This window comes from Parabacteroides sp. merdae-related_45_40 (genome assembly GCF_001915675.1).
This window is the reverse complement of sequence record NZ_MNQY01000005.1, coordinates 1-4,480: the sequence shown is the minus strand read 5'-3', so window position 1 is coordinate 4,480 and position 4,480 is coordinate 1. Positions and strand designations below refer to the sequence as shown.

At 44.0% G+C, this 4,480-nt stretch carries 4 protein-coding genes; 1 reads left to right on the top strand and 3 read right to left on the bottom strand.

Translation table 11 applies throughout. The annotated features are described in order from the left end of the window. Positions 1 to 150: 150 nt before the first annotated feature. Complete coding sequence (locus BHV83_RS00070) at positions 151 to 1,440, top strand: 3-keto-disaccharide hydrolase (RefSeq protein WP_005634004.1); 1,290 nt, start codon at positions 151 to 153, stop codon at positions 1,438 to 1,440. A gap of 59 nt (positions 1,441 to 1,499) precedes the next feature. Here the strand turns inward: BHV83_RS00070 and BHV83_RS00065 are convergent, their stop codons facing one another. The 3 genes from BHV83_RS00065 to BHV83_RS00055 form a co-directional block, all read right to left on the bottom strand. Further along, a complete protein-coding gene (locus BHV83_RS00065) occupies positions 1,500 to 1,871 on the bottom strand; it encodes a DUF4890 domain-containing protein (protein WP_122205387.1) in 372 nt (123 codons plus the stop codon). 124 nt (positions 1,872 to 1,995) lie between these two features. Beyond that, positions 1,996 to 3,594, bottom strand: coding sequence for a beta-N-acetylhexosaminidase (locus BHV83_RS00060; RefSeq protein ID WP_122205388.1), 1,599 nt, complete (start codon positions 3,592 to 3,594; stop codon positions 1,996 to 1,998). A gap of 515 nt (positions 3,595 to 4,109) precedes the next feature. Further along, positions 4,110 to 4,250 (bottom strand): DUF4248 domain-containing protein, encoded by a 141-nt coding sequence (locus BHV83_RS00055; RefSeq protein ID WP_227226024.1) that lies wholly within the window; start codon positions 4,248 to 4,250, stop codon positions 4,110 to 4,112. Between the last annotated feature and the right edge of the window lie 230 nt (positions 4,251 to 4,480).

Here is a 4,480-nt window from a genome sequence, read left to right as displayed (position 1 = left end):
AAGCCCCCTGCGGAAGAATGTGGTACAAAACGACATATCCCTTTTGCTATCAAACACTTTACATTATTTTCTCCAAAGTTATCCGTATGTGAGCGAGTTAATGTATCTTTGTCACCATATCAATTATTCACCTAAAAACTTAATTCTAGAATGGAATCAGTAATGAAAAGAACGACAGCCACCGGCTTTTTGTCTACTTGTGCCATATCGTTGGCCCTATTTTCTTCGTGTACCAGTGTTGAACCCAATACACTTACACCCGAAGAAATCGCAGACGGCTGGCAACTCCTCTTCGACGGCAAAACATTAAACGGCTGGAAAGATTACAACGGAACAACCCTGACACAACCCTGGCATGTGGTTGACGGATGCATCCAAGCAAAAGGAGACGGTAGCGACGCGAGTGGTTATATCGTAACCGACAAGCAGTATGAGAACTTCGAATTGTCTTGGGACTGGAAATTGTCCAAAGGAGGCAACAGCGGTATGCTATACCATGTAGTCGAACGTCCCCAATTCGCAGTTCCATACGTCACGGGACCGGAATATCAGTTAATAGACGAACCTAACTTCCCCGAACCACTGGAAGAATGGCAGAAGTTGGGTGTCGACTACGCCATGCACCTCCCCGACAAGGCAAAAATGAAAGTAAACCCGCAAGGAGAGTGGAACAATTCAAAGATCGTATTCGACAACGGACATGTAGAACATTGGTTGAACGGAGTCAAAATCCTAGAATTCGAAGCCTGGACTGACGATTGGTATGCAAAGAAGAACAGCGGTAAATGGGCAAACGCCCCAGAATACGGCTTGGCCAAGAAAGGTGTCCTTTGCCTGCAAGACCACGGATACCCTGCTTCTTTCCGTAACATCAAGATCAAAGAACTCCCCCGCAAGACAAAAGAAGTGACGCTATTCAACGGTACAGACCTGAAGGGATGGGAAGCCTATGGCACGGAAAAATGGTATGTAGAAGATGGTTTGCTGATCTGTGAAAGCGGTCCGGACAAGAAATACGGCTATCTGGCTACACGCGATTACTATGACGACTTCGACCTGACGGTTGAATTCAAACAGGAAGCAGACGGAAACTCCGGCGTATTCATCCGTTCCTTTATCGAAGAGGATGTTAAAGTAAACGGCTGGCAGGTAGAAGTAGCTCCCAAAGGCCATGACACTGGCGGCATCTATGAATCATACGGACGCGGCTGGTTGATCCAAATCCCGGATGAAAAAGAAAATATCCTGAAAGAGGGTGACTGGAATACCATGCGTATCAAAGTACAGGGAGACAATGTCCAAACTTGGTTGAACGGTCAAGAGATGGTCAACATCAACGATGAAAAGATCGGAGCCGGACAGGGACGCATTGCTCTGCAAATCCATGACGGAGGCGGTATCAAGGTTCTCTGGAGAAACCTGAAAGTAAAAACATTATAAATTCTTGTCCCATAAAAAATGACTCCCGTTCCAAACAATATGAGACGGGAGTCATTTTTTCATTCCTTGCGACCATGTCTTTTACGAGGAGACTGGAGGCGTTGCTTTTCGAGATATTGTTTATACTGATCCTCCGTCAGTATCTTTTTCATCTCCGCATCCCGATCATCCCGCAAGCTCATCATCTTTTCGCGCATCTTCCGACGATCCCAATCGGCCTGTTTTCTTTCCGCTTTCATCTTATCTCTGAACTCAGCTTCCACTTTACGGAAATCTGCCGCCTGTTTCTCATCCAATTTCAGATCAGCAATCATTTTTTCACAACGTTGTGCCGGATCACCTCCTTTTTTTGCACCTCGTTTGCCATCTTGGGCAAAAACAGAAACCGAACTGATCAAGAGAACCAAACACAATCCTATTACCTTCTTCATAAACTAATTACCTGTTATTAATATTAAACTTATTTGTTTTTGAAGCGCTTCTAGATAATAGACTTGGAGCCGGACGAAAGGTTTAACCCAGATCGATGTTATTTTATTATTTAACAATGATTTCCTATTGAACCGGACCACAGGTAATTCCTTCCGTTTTCCACTTTTGTAGAAAGGAATTCAATTTGTCCAAAAAACGTTGATAGTCCTTGTTGGAAGCATCCGTCCACCCTGTTTCCGCATAAGCGGCCAAGCGGGGATAGACTTTCAGATTCATGCTCTCGACTGTCGGGATAAACTCTCCCCACATTTGGCATCCTAATCCCAATACTTTACTTTTCTGATCATCCGTCAGGCCCTCCGGTACAGGATTGAACGAGTAAGCTTTTTCCATAGGAATCGACTCGTATGAATAATCCAAATAGGTATATTCATGATAAGAATTCACGACATCATATCCCTTTTCTATTGTTTTCCTAATAAGAGCCGTGTCTCCCTTCCAGAAATGGACGATCGTACCGGAAGCCAACTCCTGCTTCACGCCTTCTGTATCGGCATCTGACTGATATTCGTGCAGTTTATCTCCGGTAATTTCATTCCACCCCATCATTCTCTTGCCCTTGGCTGCCAACATATTGGATATTTCATTTGTAAAATAGACCTGAAGTTCGGCCGGAGTCTTCAAATTATGTTTGGTCATGTAAGCACGTATCGCTGGGGAATTTTTCCATTGATCATATTTCACTTCATCACCTCCGATATGGAACACAGAACCGGGGAAGATCGCGATTACCTCATCTGTCACCTCGTCCAAGAATTTCATCACGTCAGGATCAGCCACATTAAAAACTTCATAATGTACACCGAATTTCCCCGGCACTTTTATCTGTTTTCCGCTCGTCCCTAACCAGGGATAAGATGCGATAGCTGCACTGGCATGTCCTGGCATACTCACCTCCGGTATTATCGTTATATGGCGTTTTGCCGCATAATCCACAATTTCTTTTAAATCTTCCTGCGTATAAAAACCGCCATGACGTTTACCGTCATACACGTCACTCCCAAAATGGTTGATTTCGGAAGAATCCCTGAAAGCTCCTATTTCCGTCAACTTCGGATACTTCTTTATTTCGATACGCCATCCTTGATCGTTGGTCAGATGCCAGTGGAAGACATTCATTTTCAGGTCTGCCATTTCATCCAACAGCTGCTTCACCACTTCTTTGCCTTTGAAATAACGACCTTCGTCTAACATAAAGGCACGCCACGAAAAAGCAGGGTAGTCCGTAACGATCGCCTTCTGTACCATCAACTTGCCGTCTTTTTCTTTGATCACCTGCCTCAAAGTCTGAACACCATTCAGGATACCGGCCGGTGAATTGGCTTTTATCATGACCTTCCCGGATATTGCGTCCAAAACATAGCCTTCCTTTTTATCCGGCAAAACAGTCGGGTCCAACTGTAAGGTTATATCCGCCTTCCCGCCACCTTCATTCAATACGGCTCCGACTGAAAAGTCGGAAGACAGATAGGATTGAAGGAGTTGCGCTTCATTCGCCAGCTCCGAAGGATAGGCGACAACGGGCTGGCTCTTCAATTTGACAAACCCGGAAGCGTAGGCGATTTCCGCCGGTTGGGGAATCACGGCATATTCTTCTATCGGGAGTTCCTGACAAGAACAAAGAAATACCAAACAAAGGGAAATAAGAAGACTTGATTTCATAAATGTCCGAATTTAAAGTTAGCTCAATGCGACAACAACATCACACTGAGCTACAAAATTAATCTTTTTATCCGATAGCCGAAATAATTATATCTCAAAAACAACATCTTAGAGCCTGTTTAAACCAAACATTTTACCTCCAAATAAAAACGGTGCAGTCAATAGCACAATATAAACAACTCATTACAAGTAGCTTACAGAGGTTTTCCGTTCATTATGGTTCAATCCTACATCTTAAAATAAATATATTAATATATATATATATAAGCTCATTTCCTTGCCCCTCTTTAAACCGGCAAAAACACGACAGGAACGAGAAAAATCCCTTCTTTCGCACCCGGAAGTCCGGTCTTTCACCTCCCGAACTCCATGGTTTGACACACCAAAGTCCCTTGTTTCGTACGCAGAAGTCCCTTGTTTCAAGGCTCACCCAGATATTGTACGATCGTCCTCACCTGCAGGGGGAATCAACATCTTCTTTCCTTTCCTCCAACCGTTACCCTGTAGCTCTGTCTTTAGCTCCGGGTTTCCCCCACCCATTTGGACAACCGTTTCCCTGCCGATGCCGGCATCAAATCCAGACCGTAAAAGACCGCCAATTCCTGCCCCCCGTAACTCCTGACTTCGAATTCATTCATCACCATAATCCCCATCATTTTATCGCCCTATAAAGATAAGAAATAATTACTGATATTCAAAACATAATGACATCTATATTCTGCCTTTTCCTACCTGTTTCCGCACCGATCTTCGCCGATATTCCCCAAACCGTATTTCTGCCTGTAACGAGGCCCTACCTTCGTATTGTCATCGATAATGAAAACAGATAAATATCCTCGAAAACAAACAGCAAAACAGTGTCGAACAAAATTCAAACAGGCTCTAA